The sequence below is a fragment of the Verrucomicrobiia bacterium genome, assembly GCA_035495615.1.
GTDB lineage: Bacteria > Omnitrophota > Omnitrophia > Omnitrophales > Aquincolibacteriaceae > DATJFP01.
In genome coordinates, this window is the sequence record DATJFP010000028.1 from 1 (window position 1) to 21,109 (window position 21,109).

The 21,109-nt window shown below is 58.8% G+C and carries 23 protein-coding genes; 18 read left to right on the forward strand and 5 right to left on the reverse strand.

The genetic code is table 11. From position 1 onward, the window contains the following. On the reverse strand, positions 1 to 1,965 hold a 1,965-nt coding region (locus VL688_03615; protein ID HTL47133.1), incomplete at its 3' end, for a hypothetical protein. Positions 1,966 to 2,391: 426 nt separating this feature from the next. Here VL688_03615 and VL688_03620 point away from each other — a divergent pair. Continuing rightward, positions 2,392 to 3,030, forward strand: a complete 639-nt coding sequence (locus VL688_03620) for a 2,3-diphosphoglycerate-dependent phosphoglycerate mutase (GenBank protein HTL47134.1) — start codon at positions 2,392 to 2,394, stop codon at positions 3,028 to 3,030. A gap of 59 nt (positions 3,031 to 3,089) precedes the next feature. On the opposite strand, the gene VL688_03625 is transcribed toward VL688_03620, so the two are convergent. Continuing rightward, positions 3,090 to 3,710 (reverse strand): hypothetical protein, encoded by a 621-nt coding sequence (locus VL688_03625; protein ID HTL47135.1) that lies wholly within the window; start codon positions 3,708 to 3,710, stop codon positions 3,090 to 3,092. Between the two features lie 55 nt (positions 3,711 to 3,765). On the opposite strand from VL688_03625, the gene VL688_03630 reads away from it, so the two are divergent. From VL688_03630 to VL688_03700, 15 genes are all read left to right on the forward strand, one after another. After that, on the forward strand, positions 3,766 to 4,644 hold the full coding sequence (locus VL688_03630; GenBank protein ID HTL47136.1) for a M20/M25/M40 family metallo-hydrolase: 879 nt from the start codon (positions 3,766 to 3,768) through the stop codon (positions 4,642 to 4,644). A 140-nt stretch (positions 4,645 to 4,784) separates the two neighbouring features. Then, a complete protein-coding gene (locus VL688_03635) occupies positions 4,785 to 5,021 on the forward strand; it encodes a hypothetical protein (protein ID HTL47137.1) in 237 nt (78 codons plus the stop codon). Positions 5,022 to 5,039: 18 nt separating this feature from the next. Beyond that, positions 5,040 to 5,906: a F0F1 ATP synthase subunit A gene (gene atpB / locus VL688_03640; protein ID HTL47138.1), complete on the forward strand. Its 867-nt coding sequence runs from the start codon at positions 5,040 to 5,042 to the stop codon at positions 5,904 to 5,906. A gap of 25 nt (positions 5,907 to 5,931) precedes the next feature. Further along, complete coding sequence (locus VL688_03645; GenBank protein HTL47139.1) at positions 5,932 to 6,162, forward strand: ATP synthase F0 subunit C; 231 nt, start codon at positions 5,932 to 5,934, stop codon at positions 6,160 to 6,162. Between the two features lie 12 nt (positions 6,163 to 6,174). Further along, positions 6,175 to 6,678, forward strand: a complete 504-nt coding sequence (atpF, locus tag VL688_03650; GenBank protein HTL47140.1) for a F0F1 ATP synthase subunit B — start codon at positions 6,175 to 6,177, stop codon at positions 6,676 to 6,678. Next, positions 6,675 to 7,214, forward strand: coding sequence for an ATP synthase F1 subunit delta (atpH, locus tag VL688_03655; protein HTL47141.1), 540 nt, complete (start codon positions 6,675 to 6,677; stop codon positions 7,212 to 7,214). Before atpF ends, atpH begins: the two co-directional genes overlap by 4 nt. A gap of 24 nt (positions 7,215 to 7,238) precedes the next feature. Beyond that, positions 7,239 to 8,744, forward strand: a complete 1,506-nt coding sequence (gene atpA, locus VL688_03660) for a F0F1 ATP synthase subunit alpha (GenBank protein ID HTL47142.1) — start codon at positions 7,239 to 7,241, stop codon at positions 8,742 to 8,744. Beyond that, the gene (atpG, locus tag VL688_03665) at positions 8,745 to 9,659 is read left to right on the forward strand and encodes an ATP synthase F1 subunit gamma (GenBank protein HTL47143.1); all 915 of its coding nucleotides are present in this window, start codon (positions 8,745 to 8,747) and stop codon (positions 9,657 to 9,659) included. Between the two features lie 42 nt (positions 9,660 to 9,701). After that, positions 9,702 to 11,105, forward strand: coding sequence for a F0F1 ATP synthase subunit beta (gene atpD, locus VL688_03670; protein HTL47144.1), 1,404 nt, complete (start codon positions 9,702 to 9,704; stop codon positions 11,103 to 11,105). 76 nt (positions 11,106 to 11,181) lie between these two features. After that, positions 11,182 to 11,457, forward strand: a complete 276-nt coding sequence (locus VL688_03675; GenBank protein ID HTL47145.1) for a F0F1 ATP synthase subunit epsilon — start codon at positions 11,182 to 11,184, stop codon at positions 11,455 to 11,457. Between the two features lie 4 nt (positions 11,458 to 11,461). Next, positions 11,462 to 11,956: an NADH-quinone oxidoreductase subunit J gene (locus VL688_03680; protein HTL47146.1), complete on the forward strand. Its 495-nt coding sequence runs from the start codon at positions 11,462 to 11,464 to the stop codon at positions 11,954 to 11,956. After that, a complete protein-coding gene (gene nuoK, locus VL688_03685) occupies positions 11,953 to 12,255 on the forward strand; it encodes an NADH-quinone oxidoreductase subunit NuoK (protein ID HTL47147.1) in 303 nt (100 codons plus the stop codon). Before VL688_03680 ends, nuoK begins: the two co-directional genes overlap by 4 nt. A gap of 28 nt (positions 12,256 to 12,283) precedes the next feature. Beyond that, positions 12,284 to 14,188 carry an NADH-quinone oxidoreductase subunit L gene (nuoL, locus tag VL688_03690; protein ID HTL47148.1) on the forward strand — a complete coding sequence of 635 codons (1,905 nt, stop codon included), beginning with the start codon at positions 12,284 to 12,286 and terminating at the stop codon, positions 14,186 to 14,188. Position 14,189: 1 nt separating this feature from the next. Further along, positions 14,190 to 15,644, forward strand: coding sequence for an NADH-quinone oxidoreductase subunit M (locus VL688_03695; protein ID HTL47149.1), 1,455 nt, complete (start codon positions 14,190 to 14,192; stop codon positions 15,642 to 15,644). Continuing rightward, complete coding sequence (locus VL688_03700) at positions 15,641 to 17,062, forward strand: NADH-quinone oxidoreductase subunit N (GenBank protein ID HTL47150.1); 1,422 nt, start codon at positions 15,641 to 15,643, stop codon at positions 17,060 to 17,062. The genes VL688_03695 and VL688_03700 overlap by 4 nt, the downstream gene beginning before the upstream one ends. Before the next feature lie 151 nt (positions 17,063 to 17,213). On the opposite strand, the gene VL688_03705 is transcribed toward VL688_03700, so the two are convergent. Continuing rightward, on the reverse strand, positions 17,214 to 17,762 hold the full coding sequence (locus VL688_03705; GenBank protein ID HTL47151.1) for an NADH-quinone oxidoreductase subunit I: 549 nt from the start codon (positions 17,760 to 17,762) through the stop codon (positions 17,214 to 17,216). 218 nt (positions 17,763 to 17,980) lie between these two features. On the opposite strand from VL688_03705, the gene VL688_03710 reads away from it, so the two are divergent. Further along, on the forward strand, positions 17,981 to 18,439 hold the full coding sequence (locus tag VL688_03710; GenBank protein HTL47152.1) for a hypothetical protein: 459 nt from the start codon (positions 17,981 to 17,983) through the stop codon (positions 18,437 to 18,439). A 71-nt stretch (positions 18,440 to 18,510) separates the two neighbouring features. Here the strand turns inward: VL688_03710 and VL688_03715 are convergent, their stop codons facing one another. Together VL688_03715 and VL688_03720 are read right to left on the reverse strand one after the other, a co-directional pair. Further along, positions 18,511 to 19,335, reverse strand: a complete 825-nt coding sequence (locus VL688_03715) for an SDR family oxidoreductase (GenBank protein ID HTL47153.1) — start codon at positions 19,333 to 19,335, stop codon at positions 18,511 to 18,513. Continuing rightward, positions 19,313 to 19,726, reverse strand: coding sequence for a hypothetical protein (locus VL688_03720; protein HTL47154.1), 414 nt, complete (start codon positions 19,724 to 19,726; stop codon positions 19,313 to 19,315). The genes VL688_03715 and VL688_03720 overlap by 23 nt, the downstream gene beginning before the upstream one ends. A gap of 164 nt (positions 19,727 to 19,890) precedes the next feature. Here VL688_03720 and hemB point away from each other — a divergent pair, with 164 nt between their 5' ends. Continuing rightward, entirely contained in the window at positions 19,891 to 20,910 is a 1,020-nt protein-coding gene (hemB, locus tag VL688_03725) for a porphobilinogen synthase (GenBank protein ID HTL47155.1), read from the forward strand. The last annotated feature ends 199 nt before the right edge of the window (positions 20,911 to 21,109 follow it).

Here is a 21,109-nt window from a genome sequence, read left to right on the forward strand (position 1 = left end):
TTTATTCTCTTCAGGATAAAGGAATGCGAATTCCATTTTGGCCAGCGCCACTTCCAGCATGAGCGGATAACGCCGGTACAATTCTTCCTGCCCCAAGCGCTCCTTCGCCGCGGCAAGAACCCCGTCCAGGAAAGCCGGGCGAGCGGGTTTTGTTTCATCGGCGCGCAATTCCGTGCGGCCGGCCAATTCCAGGCCGCCCTGTTTTTTGAAAGCGGCGCTTTGTTCCGCTTCTCGGAGCAAGCGGCCGGCCGCGGCCGCATCAAGGCCGGTTTCGCCCGCGACAAGCGACCGCACGGCATTGGCGATGACGTGCGCATACAAATCGCCTATTCCCGGATACCACGCGCGCAGCGCGCTGACGCGGTTCAGGCCCGTGGGGCTGTCCACCATGGAAAGGCGGGTCTGCGTGTCCGCCGTGAGCGTCATGATTTTTTCGTAAGAGGCGGCCCGGTCGAGCCTGGCCATGTGGGGAGACACCGAAACAAAGGAGAGGCCTTTTTCGCGGCAAAGCCGTTCCAGGCCCGCGGCGTGGAAGCCGCCTGTAATCAGGACCGCGGCCTGCAGGTGCGCCTCTTTCATTTTCCGCGTCATGTTTTCGTAAATCACGCGGTCGCGGCGCGCCGCGCCTTCGTAAAAACGGAAAGCTTTTTCGTAAAGCATTTGCAGCTGGGCCCGCTCTTCCGGTTCCGCGCCGGCTTCACCGGCCGCGAACAGCGTCTGGGGCCGCAGGGCCGAGGAACGCGCACGCAGGTCTTCGAATTCTCCGGCATCGAGCTCCAGCATCAGGAGCTTGCGCACCCGCGCGCCGTCGCGGTAAATCCGGAGAAATTCCTGCTCTTCTTTTCCGGCCGCGAGCGAGTCGAAAACTTTTTTCTCGAGCCTTTCGATTTCGGAAACAAAATCCGCGGCTTCGATCTCGCCGCGCAGGATCACAAGGCCCCAGAAGCGGGCAAGGTCCGGATAATCCGCGAAGCGGAATCCCTTGGCGCGCGTCCGGTCCTGGAACTTTTCGAGTTCGAGGCGGACAGCCGTTGACGGTTCGGCGTCTTTCTTTCCCGGCCCGAGGCTTTCGATCAGGGCTATTTCGGAAGCCGGAAGTTTTTTCCCGCGCATCCAGGCCAGCAGCTTTTCCTGGTCCGCGGCGGCCTTGGCTGCGTCGGTTTCTTTTTCCAGCGTCTCGATCCTGAAAATCCGGTAGACCTGCGGCCATTCGAGCTGCGTCAGCGGGTCCTGGAAATCAAGGCCGAGCTGGCCGGAAGCGGCCTGGCGCAGGACGCGAAGCCGTCCGGTGAAGTCCGAGGCGTGATCCTCGAAGAAAATCCACTGGCGGAAAAAATCGTAGAGCTTCGGGTTCAAAATCTTGGAGCTGCGCGTCAGGAGACGGGACTGAATGAGGGCGAATATCTTTTCCACGGTTTCTTTTTCGAGGGCGACAGCGCGGTAATCCTCGAGGTTCTGGCGGTAGAGCGCGGGGTCTTCGACGGGATAGGCACGGATCCGGGAAAATCTTTTTCCGTAATGCGTCTGCTCCAGCAGGAATTTTTCCACGCCGCCGATCAGGCCCTGGCCTTCGAGAAGCGCGGCCAGTTTCCGGTTCCGGTCTTCGCTTTGAAAAAATGAAACAAGCGACGGGTCCAGCTCCTCGATCGCGCCTTCGGTGAAGACGGCCTGCAGGCCGTACGTGTCGGACAGATGCTCGAGGATTTTCCGGATGCTTTCCTGCGCGTCGGGGCTCGAATGCGCGTCCTGGATATGGATGATGGTGGTCGGGCCCGCTTCGGAAACCGAGCCGATGCTGCCCAGCGGCGCGGGAATGTCGAGCCGGGACGCGAGTCCGCTAAAGCGGGCCTCCGAGACGCTTTCCTTAATAAGGCGCAGCGGCAGAGGAGAGGTCTGAGACCAAACCTGGGAAGGAAGAAAGCAAATCAGCAGGAAAACGGAAACGGTTTTTTGAAATCGGCGCATGCAGACTTTCCGGGCCCGGCAAGTTCGAAATGCCGGTGGTTTTTCCGGCATCTCCCGAGTGGGAAAAAAATTCCCTTGGCTCAGTTTTTTAAATTTCTTATTAACCGGGCGAGGCAAAACACATTAAGCACTATCCCGAGACAAATTTCCTTTAAACAGACACCGGGACAGGCTCTAAATCTACAGGGTTTTTTTTCCGTTTCAACCGCGACTCGGGCCCATGAAAAGCCGAATCCCCTGTTGTTCGGGAATCCTCGAACAAACTATGTTCTGTTAAGAGCCATTAACCAAAATCGAGGGATGGCGCAGGATGTTCTAAGGTGATCAAAGGCGTTATCGCGGCCCGAGACTTTTCTTCCCACATTCCGCACATTTTTGTATAATCGCCGCCCTGCCGGGAAACCCGCGCTAAACAAGGAGAAAAAAATGGCCACGCTTATTCTGCTCCGTCACGGAGAGTCGCAATGGAATCTGGAAAACCGTTTCACCGGATGGGTGGACGTGGAACTTTCCGAAAAGGGAAAAAAGGAAGCGGAAGCGGCCGGAAAAAAACTGAAGGATATCCGCATCGACAAGGTCTACACGTCGGTGCTCAAGCGCGCCATGAACACCGCGCAGATCGCGCTCGACACCGCGGGCAAGAAAAACCTTCCGGTCGAACGCGACAAGGCCCTGAACGAACGCCATTACGGCGCGCTGCAGGGCTTGAATAAAGCCGAGACCGCGAAGAAATACGGCGACGAGCAGGTCCACATCTGGCGCCGCAGCTACGACATCCCGCCCCCGGCGGACAAGACCGACATGAATCCCGAAGGCATCGGCGAGAGCCTGAAAGACACGGCCGCGCGAACGCTGCCCTACTTCGACACGAAGATCATGAAGGATTTGAAGGACGGCAAGAACGTGCTGGTGGCCGCGCACGGCAATAGCCTTCGCGCGATCGTGATGCACCTCGAAAAACTCACCAAGGAACAAGTCCTCGAGCTCAACCTCGCGACCGGCATTCCGATCGTCTATGAGATCGATCGAAACGGAAGCGTGACCTCGAAGAAAATTCTCGCTTAAAAGGCCGGGGTAACGGTATCGGGGACAAGCCTGAAGGCATGTCCCCGGAGGAAGGGCGCCTAAGCCTCGATTCCCATGCGGCTGAGAGTCTGGGCCGTGATGAGGGTCCAGATGCCGCGCAGCTTCGGGATGTCGCGGAACACGACGTGATTGAGGTTTAAGTCGTAGCTTTTCTGCAGGGGATTCTCACCGGTAAGATCCGTGTACGTGGCGCGGCCGACGCTCAGCACGAACTGCTGCACCCCAAGCTGAGGCATCCACGCGGGTTCCTCTTCCGCTTCCACATTGCCGGGAGGCAGAGCCGGTCTCAGGAGCTTCACGCCGCGCAAATTAAGACCATGGTCCGGCGCGCGCAGCACGCGGATCTCCGCGATGTTCATGTCGAGCGTTTCCAAAACCACCCGCCCCTTCAGGAGCTCCGCGGGGTTCCAATCGATGAACATCTTCGGAATGATCATCATGGTCCCGTCCGGAAACACCATCGGGTTCTTCACCGCCACGTTCGAGAACTTGGCCTGGGAGTTGATGAAGTCCACCCTCACGTGCTCCACGCTGACCTGCGTGCCCAGCTCATGCTGCAGGTAAGCGGACAAAAGCCATTTCGCGCCCACAGTCCTGAAGAACATGCCCAGCAGCGCGAGCAAGACTCCCAGCTTGATCAGACTCCACAGAAACCGCATTCTTCCTCCTTGAAAACTTCTTGCATCCCGGAAAAACGCATTCTATAAGGAAGACATGGAGACCGCAAGCCTCGCACTCCCGGACAAGAGCCTGCTGAAACGGCACTTGGAGCGCGTCGCCGTCCCGCGCGACGTGTTCCAGAATCCGGACGGCCTTGCCGCAGTGCGCGATTACGTGGAAAGCGAGCTGGCTCAGCTGGGCTACCGCGTGACGCGGGACCCCTTTGACCTGAACGGCGCGCCCGCGCAGAACCTGATCGCGCGCAAGGCCGCTTCGCGCGAAGGCGCGTACTTCATGATCGGCGCGCACTTCGACGCCGTGCCCGGCACGCCGGGCGCGGATGACAACGCGAGCGGCGTGGCCGCGATGCTGGAAGCCGCGCGCATTCTGGCGCCGCACAAGGCCTCGGACAAAATCGATTTCGTGGCCTTCGACGGCGAAGAGTACGGCATGGCCGGCAGCGAGCACCTGTCGCGCGCGCTGAAAGTTCAGGGCGCGGCGCTCGGCGGCATGATCTCTCTCGAGATGGTCGGCTACACGAGCAGCGCGCCCGGCTCCCAGAAAATCCCGGCGATTCTCAAACCGTTTTATCCGGACACGGGAAATTTTCTCGCGCTGGTCGGCGATCTCGGTTCGATTCCGCTGCTCGCGAAAGCAAAAACCGCCTTCCGCGCCACGCCGCTCGGAAAATCCGGCGCGCGTGCGCTCGTCCTTCCCGCCAAAGGATGGGTTTTTCCCGCATGCCGGCTCTCCGACCACTCGCCTTTCTGGGACCGCGGCTATCCCGCGCTTCTTGTCACCGACACTTCTTTTTTTCGCAATCCGCATTATCATCTTCCCGCGGATAACATCGCGACGCTCGACTTGGATTTCATGGCCTCCGCCGCGGAGGGCGCGGCGCGCCTCGCTCTTGCCGTAGTTGATTCATTTTAAAGCACTTAGCGCGCCAAATTCGGGGTTGACAATTCCGTGACCTTCCTCGATAATATCCCACTTCATTTTTCTAAGTGTTTGCCCTTGTTGAGGTTCTGTGTTTCTCACCCGGCCTCGACCGGTAAAACGCGAGAATTCTGTTGGCTGACAAAAAAGAAGATCCATACAAGTCTCTATGGATGCTGGGACTGGCGCTTACGCTTCCCATGATTCTTGTCAGCGGCCCTATCGCCGGCTATTGCATCGGCGTCTGGTTGATCCAGCAATTTCACGGGCCTTCATTCCTGGTTCCTTTATTGATGGGGCTGGGGCTCCTGGGTTCGGGGCTTCAAAGTTACCGCCTGATCCGGAGACTCGCCCAAAACCAAAAGAATTAAAACTCTGACGGTTCGCAGATGAACGAGCACGACATCGGACACGCCATTCAAGAAGCGGGACATCACGCCGCCGGCGCCGCGCATGCCGTTGCGCACGAAGCTCACGAGCTTCCGAACTTCATCACCATCCTTCACAACATGTACCCCGAAGCCGGCTGGGTGGAATTCCTGGAGAAATGGGAGAACGTTATTTTCTCCCTGATGGCCGTGGCGATCATCAGCACGACCGCGATCCTGGCGGCCCGGCGCAGCAAGCTCGTCCCGGATTCGCTGCAGAATTTCTGGGAAGCTGTCGTCGAAGGCATCAACGGCTTTGCCTGCGGCATCCTGGGCCCCGAAGGCCCCAAGCACGTCCCCTTTCTCGGCACGATCTTCCTCTATATTCTCCTGATGAACTGGAGCGGCCTCATCCCGCTCTTCAAGGCGCCGACGTCCGCGTGGAGCACGACGCTCGCGGTCGGCATTTCGACCATGGTCTACGTGCAGATCACCGGCATCCGCGAGCAGGGCCTTGCCAACTACATCAAGCACCTCGCGGGAAATCCTCAGAATATTTTCGGGATTATCCTGATTCCTCTCATGTTCGTGCTGAATATTATCCTGGAGCTTGCGGCCGTTCCGTTCAGCCTGTCGCTGCGCCTTTTCGCCAACATCTCGAGCGAAGACCGGCTCCTTTTCAAATTCGCCGAACTGAACGTGATGTTCAAATATCTCCCCTTTTTCTTTCAATTGTTCGCGAATGTCCTCTCCATCATTTTCAGCATGGTCCAGGCGTTCGTGTTCATGCTGTTGTCGACGGTTTACATTTCACTCGTACTGCCTCATGAAGAACACGGGCATGACGAACATGAGGGGCAGGCCGCCTCTCATGCTCATGCCCATTAACTTAATAAAATAAGGAGCTTTACTCATGGAACCCAATACCGCTTTAGCATTCGCCCTCCCCATCAGCTTGGCGCTCACCGCCATGGCCGGCGCTTTCGGCCTCGGCAAGGCCGTGTCCGGCGCGATGGATGCTACGGCCCGCCAGCCCGAAGCTTCGACGAAGATTCTCGTCAACATGATGGCCGGCTGCGCCCTCATCGAAGCCTTGACGCTGTATGCTCTCGTTTTCGGCTTTTCGCTCATGGGCAAGATCTAAGACCGGGCTGATATGGAATTCTTCAAATCCAACATCATTCCGGGCGAAGTCTTTGTTCAGCTGCTCGCTTTCGTCCTCGTCTTCCTGGCGCTGAAAAAGCTGGCGTGGAAGCCCGTCCTGGGCTCCCTCGAAGCGCGCCGCGAAAAGATCCGCAAGGATTTCGAGGCGATCGAAGCCGCGAAGAAAGAAATCGAAGGCCTGAAGGCGCAGTACGCCGCGCTCCTCCAGAAGATCGAGGACGAGGCGCGCGCCAAGGTGCAGGAAGCCGTAGATGAAGGCCGCCGCATCGGCCGCGAGATCCAGGAAAAGGCCCGCGCCGAATCCCAGGCCACGTTCGACAAGGCCAAGGAAAACCTGGCCCTCGAAGCCGCGAAGACGAGGCTTGTCCTGCGGCAGGAAATCGCGGACCTGGCCATGGACGTGTCCGAGCGCATCCTGAAGGAAAAGCTCTCGACCGACAAGGCGCAGAACGCGAAGATCCTTGAAATCATCGAGGAGCTCGAGAAGACGTTATGATCGATCACCGGGCGGTGAGCCGTTACGCGCGCGCGCTTTTGGGACTGGCGGAGGAAACGGGCCAATGGGAAGCCATTGACTCGGGCCTCACCGCCGTGCGCCAGCTTTTGGAAAAGCATCCGGAAATCACGCACCTGGTCATGAATTCCACGATCGGGAAAGCCGAGAAGGAAGATTTTCTCGACAAGGTCCTCCCCGCGTCGACGCCGAGGCTCATCGCGGATTTCCTGAAGCTTATCGTGGCCAAGGGCCGGTTCCACGCGTTCCGGTTCATCCAGGAAGAGTTCCACCGCCTTTCGGAAGAAAAGCGCGGCATCCGGGAAGTGACCGCGGTGTCGGCCGTGCCGCTGCCGCCCGAAGCCGTGACGCGGCTTACGGCGCTGCTCAAGAAGAAGTTCAAGTCCGAGATCCGGCTGATCACGGAAACCGACCCCCGCATGATCGGCGGGCTGGTCGTACGCTTCGGCGGCAAAGAAATCGACGCCAGTTACCGGAGCCGTCTTCACGAATTGAAACAGAATTTAAAGTCCCAATAATCTCGCCCCCCGGGGAAAGGGAACATCATGTTGAAACCTGAAGAAGTGGTGCAGGCAATCCAGACGGAAATCAAAAAATACGAGACCAAGCTCCGTATGGAGTCCGTGGGCTACGTCCTGCAGGTCGGCGACGGCATCGCGCGCGTCTACGGCTTGGAAGAGGTCATGGCCGGCGAACTGGTCACGTTCGAAGACAAGACCATGGGCCTCGCGCTGAACCTCGAGCCGGAAAACGTCGGCGTCGTGATTCTCGGGTCGGACAAGAACATCAAGGAAGGCGAACAGGTCAAACGCACGGGCCGCATCGCGGAAGTTCCCGTAGGCAACGCGCTTCTCGGCCGCGTCGTGAACCCGCTCGGCGAGCCCATGGACGGCAAAGGCCCCATTGCTTCCGATAAGCGCCGCCCGCTCGAAACCCTTCCCCCTTCCGTCATCAAACGCCAGCCCGTGAAAGAGCCTCTGCAGACCGGCATCAAGGCCATCGACGCCATGATCCCGATCGGCCGCGGCCAGCGCGAACTCATCATCGGCGACCGCCAGACCGGCAAGACCGCCATTCTTCTGGACACGATCATCAACCAGAAGGGCACGGGCGTGAAATGCATTTACGTGGCCATCGGACAGAAGCTTTCCTCCGTCGTGGCCATTGCGCAGATGCTTGAAAAGTACGGCGCCATGGAATACACGACGATCGTTTCCGCGTCGTCGGATGATCCGGCGCCGCTGCAGTACCTCGCGCCTTACGCGGGCTGCGCCATCGGCGAAGAATACCTGAACACAGGCCAGCACGCGCTTGTGGTTTACGACGACCTTTCCAAGCACGCGGTCGCTTACCGCGAGCTGTCGCTTCTTTTGCAGCGTCCTCCCGGCCGCGAAGCTTATCCGGGCGACGTCTTTTATCTTCACTCGCGTCTTCTGGAACGCGCGGCGAAACTGCGCGACGATCTCGGCGGCGGTTCTCTTACCGCGCTGCCCGTCATCGAAACCCAGATGGGCGACGTGTCGGCTTACATTCCGACCAACGTCATCTCCATCACCGACGGCCAGATCTACCTGGAAAGCGACCTCTTCTACGCAGGCGTGCGTCCTGCCGTGAACGTCGGCCTTTCCGTTTCGCGCGTCGGCGGCAACGCCCAGACCAAAGCCATGAAGCAGGTGGCCGGCCAGCTGCGCCTCGCCCTTGCGCAGTACCGCGAGCTCGCGGCCTTTGCCCAGCTGTCGACCGATCTCGACAAGGCGACCAAAGACCAGCTCACCCGCGGCGAACGCATGGTGGAAATTTTGAAGCAGGACATCCTCCAGCCGATCCCGTTCGAGCGCCAGGTCATCGTGATCATGGCCGGCAACGAAGGGCTTCTCGACAGCGTTCCGCTCAACCGCGTGGCGGCCTTCGAAAAGGGCCTGCTGGAATTCATGGACAAGAATTATCACGACGTCCTCCACGAGATCCGCGAGAAAAAGGCGATCTCCGACCCCGTGAAAAAGAACCTGCTCGCGGGCATCCAGAAGTTCAAGGACCAGTTCAAATAAATGTCCGGACAATTACGCGAACTCAAAAACCGCATCCGCAGCGTGGAAAACACGAAGAAGATCACGCGCGCCATGGAAATGGTGGCCGCGGCGAAACTTCGCCGTTTTCAGACGCTGATGGTGAACGCGCGGCCTTACACCGAAGGCATCGAGAGCCTGGTTCGGCGCCTGTTCGACGCGCAGAAGACGGCCCAGCAAAAGGGCAAGAAAAAGGCGGCCGAGTTCACACATCCGTTTTTCGAAAAGCGCGAGGAAAAGAAAATCGCGCTGCTCGTCATGACGTCCGACACCGGACTTTGCGGTTCGTACAACACGGACCTGGTAAACCTGGCGAAGAAGTTCATCGGCGAGCGCAAGGTCACGGGCCAGCCGCTTCTGGTCGGCATCGGCAAATCCGGCATCACGGGTCTGCAGCGGGCGGGTTTTAAGTTCGAGCGCACTTACACGGACGTGCGTGCCAGCCGCGTCGAGGAAATCCTGAAGGATTTCAAACAATATCTCGAAGAGATCTATTCGCAGGGCAAGGTGGATGCGATTTATGTGGTCTACAGCCACTTTCTGACGCTTTCCCAGTTTCACGGCGTGGCGGAAAAGCTGCTGCCGCTGGAAGCGCCCACCCAAAAGGAAGGCCAGAAGCCCGCGGCGTCTTCCGTGGAATATATTTTTGAGCCGAGCCGCGAGGCGATCCTGGGGCAGCTTATCCCCCAGTATTTCGAAGCCAAGACGCGCATGATGTTTTTGGAAAGCATGGTCTCGGAGCAGATCGCGCGCATGAACGCCATGCATCAGGCTACGGATAACGCGAAAGAAATGATCGAAAGCCTTGTTTTGCAGCGCAACAAAGCTCGCCAGGCCTCGATCACCAAAGAAATCATCGAAATCGTATCAGGGTCTCGGGCCCTGAAAATTAAATAAGGCCCCCCATCCGGCCTTAGTGCTTTTTTAAATGGAGGTTTTATGGCCGTAGGAAAAGTCGTTCAAGTCATGGGTCCCAGCGTGGACGTTCAGTTCGAAACCGAAGACCTGCCCGCGATTCTCAACGCGCTCGAGATCGACAGGCCCGACCAGAAGTCGCGCCTTGTCCTCGAAGTGGCGCAGCACACGGGCGACAACACGGTCCGGTGCATCGCTCTCGCTTCCACCGAAGGCCTGGTGCGCGGCATGGCCGCCAAAGACACGGGCGCTCCGATCTCCGTTCCCGTGGGCGACCAGACGCTCGGCCGCATCTTCAACCTGCTGGGTGACCCCATCGACGAAAAGGGCGACGTGAAGGACAAGAACAAGAAATACCCGATTCACCGCCCCGCGCCTTCTTATGAAGAGCTGCTTCCGGTTTCCTCTGTGCTCGAAACCGGCATCAAAGTCGTCGACCTCCTGTGCCCTTACCCCAAAGGCGGCAAAGTCGGCCTGTTCGGCGGCGCCGGCGTGGGCAAGACCGTCATCGTGCAGGAACTCATCCACAACATCGCCACGCAGCACGGCGGCGTCTCGGTTTTCTGCGGCGTGGGCGAACGCACCCGCGAAGGCAACGACCTTTATCTCGAACTCACGGAATCCGGCGTCATTAAAAAGACCGCCATGGTGTTCGGCCAGATGAACGAGCCTCCCGGCGCGCGCCTTCGCGTCGCTCTTACCGGCCTTTCCATGGCCGAATATTTCCGTAACGAAGCGCACCAGGACGTCCTGCTCTTCGTGGACAACATTTTCCGTTTCACGCAGGCAGGCTCCGAAGTGTCGGCCCTTCTCGGCCGCATGCCTTCGGCCGTCGGTTACCAGCCGAACCTCTCGACCGAGATGGCCACGCTGCAGGAACGCATCGCGTCCACGCGCTCGGGTTCCATTACTTCGGTGCAGGCCATTTACGTGCCCGCCGACGACTTGACCGACCCGGCCCCGGCCACCGCGTTCTCGCACCTGGACGGCGTCACCGTGCTTTCGCGCCAGATCGCCGAACTCGGCATTTATCCGGCCGTGGACCCGCTCGGCTCGACGTCCCGCATGCTCGACCCGCGCATCGTCGGCGAAGAACATTACAAGGTCACCCGCGAAATCCAGAGGATCCTGCAGCGTTACAAGGACCTGCGCGACATCATCGCGATTCTGGGCATCAACGAACTTTCGCAGGAAGACAAAGACACGGTCATGCGCGCGCGCAAGCTGGAGCGCTTCCTGTCGCAGCCGTTCTCCGTGGCCGAGGCGTTTACCGGCCGCAAAGGAAAATATGTGCCCTTGAAAGACACGATCCAGAGTTTCAAGCGGATCGTGGCCGGGGAATTCGACCATGTGCCCGAGCAGGCCTTCTATATGTGCGGCAGCATCGAAGACGTGATCGAAAATTACGAGAAATCGAAAAATTCTTAAAAAAGCGGTATACTAGGGCTTTTTAAAATCCGCCTCCTCTTCCCCAGGGGAATGCGGTTAACTTTTTGGAACAACCATGCCGGCTCCAAGCTATCATCTGCAGGTCGTGACGCCGCAAGGACGCGCCTTCGAAGGCGATGTGGTCCATGCGCGCGTGCCCGTGCCCGACGGAAGCGTCGGCGTCCTGGCCAATCACGCGCCTTACATCACGTCCTCCCTGGGCGGAACGCTCGAAGTCCGGGGCAAAGACGGGCGGGAAGACAAATTCGCGGTCGGGCCCGGCTTTTTCGAAGTCCTCCGCAACCAGGCCATCTTCCTAACGCAATCGTTCAACGCCGGGACGGCATCCTGACCTTATGGAAGCCTTCCTTTTTTACTTTTTCTCGGCGGTGGCCATTTTAAGCGCACTCTGCGTCGTCTTCTGTCCGAAGCCCACGCGCGCCCTTCTCTCGCTCATCATCACGATGGCCGGGCTCTCCGTGATTTACCTGATCCTGGGCGCGCATTTCATCGCCATCTCGCAGATCATCGTGTATGCCGGCGCCGTGCTGGTCCTTTTTCTCTTCGTCATCATGCTCCAGGGCATCGGCGCCGAGGACCTTCCTCTCCTCAAGCGCTTTCATCCGGTTTTCCTGCCGCTGGCCGGCGTCGGGACTGCCTGCCTTTTCACGTTCCTGTTCCTGGTCCTCAAGCGCACGCCGTTTCCGGCCGCGCTGGGCGTCAACGGCACGATCCAGGCCGTGGGCCATTCGCTTTTTACGCAGTTCCTGCTGCCGTTCGAGCTGACCTCGGTGCTTCTGCTGCTGGGCGTGTTCGCGGCCATCGCGCTGGGAAAGCAGGAGGAAGCATGATCCCGATCACGCATTACCTCGCGCTGAGCGCCATCCTTTTTTGCATCGGCCTCCTGGGCATCCTGATCCGCAGGAACCTTCTGCTCATCCTTCTCTCGATTGAAATCATGCTGAACGCCGCGAACCTGAATTTCGTGGCCGGCGCCGCCCTTCACGGCAGCGTGTCGGGGCAGGTCATTTCGTTTTTCGTCATGGTCGTCGCGGCCGCGGAAGTCACGATCGGACTCTCGATCGCGGTCCTGCTCTTCAGAAGGCAGGATTCCGTGGACACGCGGGAAATTACATTCTTAAAAGGTTAATCCCCTTTTCCGGGGAAGAAAGACAGGAATGCTGACTGTTGCTTGGACTTTATTCTGGCTTCCGTTCCTGACGGCTGCCGGCATCACGGCTTTTCTCCTCAACAAGCCGAAGGCTGCCGCCCGCCTGGCCACGTGCATCATGGCGGCGTGTTTCGTTCTGGCGGCTTCGCTCGCTCTCCGGGCCGGAGGCCTTCACGGTGAGGCGCTCGAGTCCTCGCTTCCCTGGATCAAGCTGGCCGGCCTTACGGTCGAATTCGGGATTTACCTGAACGGCCTGACGATGCTCATGCTGCTCATCGTCACCGGCATCGGCACGCTGGTCTTCCTCTTTTCGATGTCCTACATGGAACACGACAAAAGCGTGAGCCGCTACTTCGCCTCGCTCTCTCTCTTTGCGTTCTCCATGCTCGGGATCGTGCTCTCGAACAACTTTATCCAGATCTTCATCTTCTGGGAGCTGGTCGGCCTCAGCTCTTATCTTCTGATCGGGTTCTGGTACGAGAAGCCCGAAGCCAGCACGGCCGGCAAAAAAGCCTTTCTCACGACCCGCGTCGGCGACGTCGGCATGATGATCGGTATCCTGTCGCTCTTCGGATTTTTCTCGAAGGCCGGCATGCCCACGTTCAACTTCGCCCTGATCCACCAGCACCTCGAAGCGGTTTCCGTTCCCTCGGGCTGGATGACGTTCATCTGCATCGGCGTTTTCCTCGGCGCGGTCGGCAAGTCTGCCCAGGTTCCGTTGCACGTCTGGCTGCCGGACGCCATGGAAGGCCCCACGCCGGTCAGCGCGCTGATCCACGCCGCGACCATGGTGGCCGCGGGTATTTTTCTCGTGGTCCGCGTCTTCTTTATTTTCGAAATGTCCCCGACGGCGCTGCTGGTCATCGCCTGGACGGGCGGCATCACGTCCATCCTCGCGGCCACGATCGCCCTTGTGCAGAACGACATCAAGAAAGTCCTCGCCTATTCCACGCTTTCCCAGCTCGGCTACATGGTCATGGCGCTCGGGCTCGGAAGCCCGGAAGCCGGCATGTTCCACCTGACCACGCACGCGTTTTTTAAGGCGCTGCTGTTCCTCGGCGCGGGTTCCCTCATCCACTCCATGCACACGCAGGACGTCTGGGAAATGGGTGAGCGGGTGCGCGGCGAAGGCGGCCGCTTCCATCTTTTCAAGGCCATGCCGGTCACGGCGTTCACATTCCTGATCGGCACGCTCGCGCTGATGGGTGTTCCGCCGCTCAGCGGCTTTTTCAGCAAGGAAGAAATTCTGACGGCCGCAAGCCACGGCCCCAAGCCCCTTTTTCTCATGGCCATGACCACGGTTTTTCTCACGGCCTTTTACATGGGCCGCGTTTTCACGATCGTCTTCTTTCCGTCCGACCGCGAAGCTCATCACGGCCACGGCGGACACGAGCACCCCATCCACGAAGGCGATTTCCGCATCACGCTGCCGCTCCTTATTCTCGCAGTGCTGTCGGTCGTCGGCGGATTCCTGCCGATCAAATCGTTCCTCACCGCGCACGAAGCGCATGAGGCGCATCACGGCCTCGGCGGCCTGGCCTTTACTTCGCTGGTCCTGGCCGGAGCGGGCATGCTGATCTCCTTTTTCCTTTATTGCCGCAGGACGCAGGGCATCCAGGATTCGGTTCCGGCGCTCAAGGCGCCGGGCGCGGTGCTGGAAAAAAAATATTTCTTCGATTTGCTGTATGACGGGCTGATCAAGTACGTGCAGGAAAACATCGCGATGGTCTGCGACGTTGTGGAACGTTACGTGGTCGTGGAGTGGACCGTGAACGGCCTGGCCCGCGCCGTGCGCTCGTGGGGCGATCTCGCTCGCAAGCTGCAGACCGGCGTCGTGCAGTTTTACGCCCTGTTCTTCACGCTGGGGCTCACGCTTATTCTTTATTATCTGATTTTCTCGGGAAAGGCATGACATGATTCTCGCGCTTCCTTGGATTTCGATGCTGACGGCTTTCGCGCTGCTCTTTGTCCCCAAAGAGAATATCCGCCTGATGAAACAGCTTGTGCTCGGCAGCTGCGGGATTTCTTCGGCCATCGTCCTCGTGCTTTTCCTGAAGTTCGACCCTTCCAAGGCGGGCTACCAGTTCCTGCACCGCTGGGAATGGATTCCCTCGATGGGCATTACTTACCAGGTGGGTCTCGACGGCCTCAACCTCACGCTTTGCGTGCTGCACGCGCTGGTTTCCCTGGCTGGAGCCTTCATGTCTTTCGGAGAGAAGGAACGGATGAAGGATTACCTTTTCTTCTACCTCATCCTGACCGGCGCGATTTACGGCGTGTTCACGGCGCTCGACATCTTTTTCCTTTATCTGTTCTATGAGACGACACTCATCCCGCTTTACCCCATGATCGGCATCTGGGGCAGCAAGAATAAAGAGTACGGGGCCATGAAGCTGACGATCTTCATCACGACCGGCGCGGTGCTCGCGCTGTTCGGGCTTCTCGCCTTCTACCACCAGACCGGCCTTCATACGTTTGATCTGATCCAAATCCAGCAGCAGCTGGCTATGCATCCGCTTTCGCGCGGGTTCCAGGAATGGCTGGCTCCGTTTCTCCTGATCGGGTTCGGCGTGATCGCGTCGCTCTGGCCGCTGCACAGCTGGTCGCCCATCGGTTACGCGGCCGCGCCGACTTCCGTCAGCATGCTGCACGCGGGCGTGCTCAAAAAGATGGGGCCTTATCTCATCCTGCGCCTGGCCGTGCCGTTTCTGCCGCTCGGCATCCAGCGCTGGGCTGCGGCGCTTTCAGTCCTGTCCTGCATCGGCATCGTGTATGCGGGCTATGCGGCTATCCGGCAGAAAGACCTGAAATTCATCATCGGGTTCTCGAGCGTGTCGCACATGGGTTACATCCTGCTCGGCATCGCGGCCATGAATCCCGCGGCGCTGTCCGGCGCGGTGCTGCTCATGTTCTCGCACGGCGTCATGGCTGCGTGCACGTTCGCATTGATCGGCTACGTTTACGAACAGACGCATGCCCGCGAAGTCTCGGATTACGGCGGCATGGCGAAACTCGTGCCTTTCTGGTCCGTGTGCTTTGTCATGGCGTCCATGGCCTCGCTCGGCCTGCCCGGCTTTTCCAACTTCGCGTCCGAACTGCTCGTCTTCATCGGATCCTGGCAGCATTTTCCCGTCGTCGTGGGCCTGGCTGTCTTCGGCGTGCTGGTGACGGCCATTTATCTCCTGCGCATGGTCCAGCATGTCTGCTACGGCCCGGTCAGTGAACGCTGGCCGAAACTTCGCGACGTGAAGACGCTTTCGGAAAAGCTGCCTTTTCTCCTGCTGCTCGGCGGACTGCTTCTTTTCGGGTTCTGGCCCAACGGCCTTTTGAGGGTGATCGAACCCGCGGTGGGGGCGCTCCTTAAATGAACCTTTCCTTATTAATGCCCGAATTCACGGCCCTGGGCGTCCTTCTCGCGCTGCTCGTCGGCGAAATGTTCTGCAAGGATTTTTCAAGCCGCCTTTCCGCCAAAGTTTCCCTGGCCGGCTGCTTCCTGGTGCTCGCGGTCATTATCCTGAACGCCAAGGCGCGCGGAACCGCGTTTGACGGCGTTTTTACGGTGACGCCGCTCGCGATTTTCTTCAAAGTCTTCTTCGTGACGGCGCTCATGCCCGTCATCCTCATGGCCCAGGAATTTTTCCCGGCCAAGGTCAAGCATCCGGGTGAGCTGTTCCTGATCCTCTGGTGCACGCTCATCGGTTCGTTCTTCCTTTCCTCGGCCAATGACCTGCTCGTTCTCTTCATCGCCCTGGAAATTGTGACGCTGTCCTTTTACATCATGGCCGCCTACATCCGCAAAGAACTCATCTCGATCGAGTCGGGCTTGAAATACCTGATCATCGGCTCCCTGGCCTCGGCCTTCCTGATCTACGGCATCAGCCTTCTCTACGTGGCGACCGGCACGACGTCCATCGACGGCGTGCGCCTGGCCGTGGCCGCCGCGCCCGGAAGCGCGCTCTTCAAGCTGTGCCTGGTCTTCGTGCTCGCGGGCATCGGCTTCAAGGTTGCGTCCGTGCCGTTCCAGCTGTGGGTCCCGGACGTTTACGAAGGCGCGCCTTCTCCGGTGGTAGCGTATCTTTCCACGGGCTCCAAGGCTGCCGGTTTTGTTCTCGCGCTGCGGCTTCTCTTCTCCGTTTTTCCGTCTCTGGAACACGAAAGAACGCTCCTCATTTCCCTGCTGGCCGCGCTGACGATCCTCTACGGCAATCTCGGCGCACTGATGCAGGGCAACATCAAGCGCCTCTTCGGCTACTCGAGCATCGGGCATGCGGGTTACATCCTGATCGGCATTGCGGCGGGCGGCGTCGAAGGGGTTCGCGCTGTTCTGTTTTACATTCTTGCGTATGGATTGACGAACCTCGCGGCCTTCTACGTGATCACGCTGGTGGGCAAGACGCTGAAAAGCGACCGCATTGAATCCTACCGCGGCCTGTCGCACCGCTCGCCGTTTCTCGCGGCGATCATGTTTCTCGCGCTGCTGTCGCTGGCGGGCGTTCCTCCGCTCGCGGGTTTCTTCGGCAAGTTCCTGGTGCTGCTCGCGGCCGTGAACCATGATCTGAAATGGCTCGCGCTTGTCGGCGCCCTGGCCGTCGCCATCTCCCTTTTTTATTACCTCAGCCTGGTTCGGAAAATGTACCTCGAAGAATCCGTCCAGACCTCTCCCATTCTTGTCCCGCTTCCGGCGCGGATCACTCTCGGCATTCTCGCCGCCGCCATCATCCTCGTCGGCCTTTTCCAGGGCCCGGCGCTTTCCTTCGCGGCCTGGGCCGCGCAGTCGCTCTTCTAATTTCTCCGAAAAAGTAACTGCTGCATTTTGAGGCAAACGCTTCCGTGCATGCCACGGGCCTCATGCAGTCAAGCCCATGGGACAGATCTGAAGACCTGTCCCCGTTCATACTCACGGAGAACTCCCTTGGATATTTGCGCAAGGCTTGCGATTACTTGCTGGAAACGACGCGGGTGTAATTCGGGTTGGGATTGAGCAGCTCGACGATGTCGAGTTTCATGCCTTCGCGGCTGTAGGCGGACGTGTCCACGATCTTGGTGTCCATGCGGATCGCGTCTTCGGGGCAGGCCTCCACGCAAAAGCCGCAGTAAACGCATTTGCCGAGGTCGATGTCGAAGCTGGCGGGGCGCTTTTCGATGGTGGGGTCCGGATGCTCTTCGGCCACGATCGTGATGCAGCGGGCCGGGCACACGGTTTCGCACATCATGCAGGCCACGCAGCGGGTGGAACCGTCCGCCCGCTTGGTGAGGCGGTGGCGGGTCCGGGAACGAAGGGCCGCGGCGCGGCGCTCTTCGGGATACATAATCGTGACCGCAGCCCTGACGGCCTTGAACAGGCCCAGGGTGTGCATCGTATGGAAGAACATGTTCTTCCAGAAGTGGCCGGAGGTGATCCACACGCCTTTAATGATTTCAGGAAGGTAGATCTGTTCCCAAAAAGTCATTTTCGGGCGCTGCATGATTTTGGTCTTGATTGCCATGAAATAGTCCTTTGAGAGGGGGATAAAGAAGCGCTAGTCTAGCGTTTTTAGGGGCATTTTTCAATCCCCAAGTAAAGGCTCCGGCCGCGGGACGAAATACCCTTTAAGATGCTTCCCGGCCTTGCCGAAAATGTCTTTCTAGGTTAGGGTTTGAATACGTTGCCCGAGAAAACGTCCTAATTTCCCCCATTAACCGCGTCTGACGCAAGGAGTCCCACATGAAGACCAAGACCCTGTTCCTGACTGTCCTCCTGTCCAGCTTTCTGGCCGTGCCTGCCTTTGCCAACCACGGCGGCGGAGAGTTTCAAGGAGGCGGCACGCCTTCCCTCAAGGAAAAGTTTTTCGAGAAATACCATTTCCTCATGAGCCATCGTGAAGACCTGAAGCTTAGCCAGGACCAGATCAGCGGCCTGATGGACCTCAAATTCGCCATCAAAAAAGACTTTGCCGAGACCGAGGCCCAGATGGAAGTGGCCACGCTCAATCTTTTCCAGGAACTGCATAAAAACGATGCGGACCTGAACAAGATGAACGGGTTCATCGACAACAAGATCGAGGCCAAAAGGCGTTTCGATTACGACCTGGCCAAATCGCTGATCGAGATGAAAAAAATCCTGAGCGCGGACCAGGTCAAGCAGATGCAGGACCTCTGGCTGAAGGACGAATACGCGCATTAAAAGCGATTCACGACTAAAAGCAAAAAGGGGACAGGCCGAAAGCCTGTCCCCTTTTTTTATTCTCCCCGGCGTTAAACAGCCGTTTCTTGCCTGTGCTTGCGGCGTTCTTCCTGAAGGTAGCGGACAATGGCGGGCACAAGCCAGCGCGGCGTCAATCTCACGGAAAAGGCCATGATTTTATTGAGCAGCCCCGGAATCACCAATCTTTTTCCCCGCATCAGGCCGCGGTAACCCGCTTCGGCGACGGGCGCCGCTTTCATGGCGGCGTAAGTGAAGAGCTTCACGTGGCCAATCCCCGCGGTCTTCTGGAATTCCGAGCGCGTAGGGCCAGGGCAAAGGCAGGTCACGGTGACTCCGGTTCCGGCCAGTTCGTGCGACAGCGCTTCCGAAAAAGAAAGCACGTACGCCTTACTCGCGTAGTAAACGGCCATGAGCGGCCCGGGCTGGAATGCGGCCGTCGACGCCACATTCAGGATTTTGCCGGACTTTTTCCGGGCCATGGCCGGAAGAAACAGCTTGCAGAGATCGGTCAGCGCCTCGATGTTCAGCCGAAGCATGGCCAGTTCTTTGTCCCGCGAGGTTTCCAGAAAAAATCCATGCGTTCCCACGCCCGCATTATTGACGAGCACGTCGACGGCCAAGCCCGCGCGCTGGACCTCCTGAAAAAGCTCATGCGCCGCGCCGGGCGCGCTGAGGTCCTTGACGATATTGCGGACCTGGCTGCCATAAACCTTGCGGACTTCAGCGGCGATTTCCTCGAGTTTTTCCGAAGACCGGGCCACGAGCACGAGGTCAAACCCTTCGCGGGCGAAAATCCGGGCGAATTCGAGGCCGATGCCGTAAGAAGCGCCCGTTACGAGCGCGGTCTGATTTTTACGCATTGTAGACAAAGACATGCTCTCCTTTGGGCTGCGCCTGCGGCTTGATCAGGCCCTTTTCCACTTTTTCCGCCCAGATGCCGTCCGTGTCGAAGTCGACGTAGATTTTTTCGGACGGGGCTTTGCCTTTGATGTAATCCTCAACCTTGAGGAGCGCCCAATCCGTGAAAAGCGCCCGCTTCTCGACCTCGATCCGCCGCTCTTCCTTGATCACGTTCTTGTTCCAGCGGATCTTGAAATAGCGGTTCATGAAATCTTCCATGAAATAAACGATGACGGTCTCGCATTCCGGGCCCGGGCCTTTCACGTCGACAAAAACCCCGAAGGCCGCATCCCCGGACGGATCTTCCCGGAATTCGGTGATCTCCAGCTCTAGTTTTCCGTATTTGCGCCTAGGTTTTTTTTCCATAAAAGATTCCCATGCAATCCCTAGGCCTTATGCATTCAGGCCCACGGGGACAGGTCTTTGGACCTGTCCCCTTATAACAGCGTGTAGCAATATAACCTCTTTGATTCCCCCAATGCAAAACTCTTTTTGAAATCCCGGGCCGGGCGGCATAGAATGGAGCCCTTATGCCGCAAGCCAAAACATCATCGCAGCCCCGCAAAACCGTGGTCCGGCTGACCCAGCGTCCGCGCCGCAACCGGACGTCCGAAGGCCTGCGCCGCCTCGTGCGCGAAACGCGGCTTTCGCCTTCAGACTTCGTGCTCCCGCTTTTCGTGATGGAGGGCCGCGAGGAAAAATCCCCGGTCCTTTCCATGCCGGGCGTGTGCCGCTGGACGCGGGACCTTCTCGTGAAAAAAGCCCGGGAGGCCGCGAAGCTCGGCATTCCCGCGGTCGCGCTTTTTCCGTGCCTCGGCGAAAACCGGAAAGACAAAACCGCCGCCGAGTCCGTGAACCCGGACGGCCTGCTCCAGACGACCGTGCGCGCCTTGAAAGACGCGGTGCCCGAAATCGTCGTGATCACGGACGTGGCCATGGACCCTTATTCCACGGACGGCCATGACGGGCTCGTGGCAGGGGGCAAGATCCTGAACGACGAAACGCTCGAGATCCTGGCGGCCATGGCGGTTTCCCAGGCCGAAGCCGGCGCGGATCTGGTCGCGCCTTCCGACATGATGGACGGCCGCGTCGCTTTCATCCGCGAGGCGCTGGACAAAGCCGGGCGCAAAGAAACCGGCATCCTTTCTTACGCGGTCAAATACGCGTCCGCGTTCTACGGCCCTTTCCGCGACGCGCTGGATTCCGCGCCGCGCTCGGGTGACAAAAAAACCTACCAAATGGATCCCGCGAATGTCCGCGAGGCGCTCCGCGAAGCCCAGCTCGACGTTTCCGAAGGCGCGGACATCATCATGGTGAAGCCTGCCCTTGCCTACCTGGACGTGATCGCGAAGGTGAAAGAGACGGCGAAGGTCCCGGTCGCGGCGTATCAGGTGAGCGGCGAATACGCCATGATCAAGGCCGCGGCGGAAAAAGGCTGGGCGGACGAAGAAAAAGCCATGGAAGAAACGCTGCTGTCGATCAAGCGCGCGGGCGCGGACATCATCTTCACTTACTTTGCCGAGGCCATGGCGAAAAAACTTGGCGCTTGATTCCCCTCACCCTTCCCTCTCCCCTAAGGGGAGAGGATTAAGGAGAGGGGTTATCTTAAAATAAAACGGCTTCCCTTTTGAGGAAGCCGTTTTTATTTTCATACCTGTTGGGTAACGCTTCTTACATTTCCAGAACGTACGCGAACATGAGCGGCGCGACGATGGACGCGTCCGACTCGATGACAAAACGCGGCGTGGT

Excerpts from the sequence above, each read along its gene's own strand:
- VL688_03620 (HTL47134.1), top strand. The coding sequence starts at position 2,392 with ATGGCCACGCTTATTCTGCTCCGTCACGGAGAGTCGCAATGGAATCTG.
- VL688_03625 (HTL47135.1), bottom strand. The coding sequence starts at position 3,710 with ATGCGGTTTCTGTGGAGTCTGATCAAGCTGGGAGTCTTGCTCGCGCTG.
- VL688_03630 (HTL47136.1), top strand. The coding sequence starts at position 3,766 with ATGGAGACCGCAAGCCTCGCACTCCCGGACAAGAGCCTGCTGAAACGG.
- atpB (HTL47138.1), top strand. The coding sequence starts at position 5,040 with ATGAACGAGCACGACATCGGACACGCCATTCAAGAAGCGGGACATCAC.
- VL688_03645 (HTL47139.1), top strand. The coding sequence starts at position 5,932 with ATGGAACCCAATACCGCTTTAGCATTCGCCCTCCCCATCAGCTTGGCG.
- atpF (HTL47140.1), top strand. The coding sequence starts at position 6,175 with ATGGAATTCTTCAAATCCAACATCATTCCGGGCGAAGTCTTTGTTCAG.
- atpH (HTL47141.1), top strand. The coding sequence starts at position 6,675 with ATGATCGATCACCGGGCGGTGAGCCGTTACGCGCGCGCGCTTTTGGGA.
- atpG (HTL47143.1), top strand. The coding sequence starts at position 8,745 with ATGTCCGGACAATTACGCGAACTCAAAAACCGCATCCGCAGCGTGGAA.
- atpD (HTL47144.1), top strand. The coding sequence starts at position 9,702 with ATGGCCGTAGGAAAAGTCGTTCAAGTCATGGGTCCCAGCGTGGACGTT.
- VL688_03675 (HTL47145.1), top strand. The coding sequence starts at position 11,182 with ATGCCGGCTCCAAGCTATCATCTGCAGGTCGTGACGCCGCAAGGACGC.
- VL688_03680 (HTL47146.1), top strand. The coding sequence starts at position 11,462 with ATGGAAGCCTTCCTTTTTTACTTTTTCTCGGCGGTGGCCATTTTAAGC.
- nuoK (HTL47147.1), top strand. The coding sequence starts at position 11,953 with ATGATCCCGATCACGCATTACCTCGCGCTGAGCGCCATCCTTTTTTGC.
- nuoL (HTL47148.1), top strand. The coding sequence starts at position 12,284 with ATGCTGACTGTTGCTTGGACTTTATTCTGGCTTCCGTTCCTGACGGCT.
- VL688_03695 (HTL47149.1), top strand. The coding sequence starts at position 14,190 with ATGATTCTCGCGCTTCCTTGGATTTCGATGCTGACGGCTTTCGCGCTG.
- VL688_03700 (HTL47150.1), top strand. The coding sequence starts at position 15,641 with ATGAACCTTTCCTTATTAATGCCCGAATTCACGGCCCTGGGCGTCCTT.
- VL688_03705 (HTL47151.1), bottom strand. The coding sequence starts at position 17,762 with ATGGCAATCAAGACCAAAATCATGCAGCGCCCGAAAATGACTTTTTGG.
- VL688_03710 (HTL47152.1), top strand. The coding sequence starts at position 17,981 with ATGAAGACCAAGACCCTGTTCCTGACTGTCCTCCTGTCCAGCTTTCTG.
- VL688_03715 (HTL47153.1), bottom strand. The coding sequence starts at position 19,335 with ATGTCTTTGTCTACAATGCGTAAAAATCAGACCGCGCTCGTAACGGGC.
- VL688_03720 (HTL47154.1), bottom strand. The coding sequence starts at position 19,726 with ATGGAAAAAAAACCTAGGCGCAAATACGGAAAACTAGAGCTGGAGATC.
- hemB (HTL47155.1), top strand. The coding sequence starts at position 19,891 with ATGCCGCAAGCCAAAACATCATCGCAGCCCCGCAAAACCGTGGTCCGG.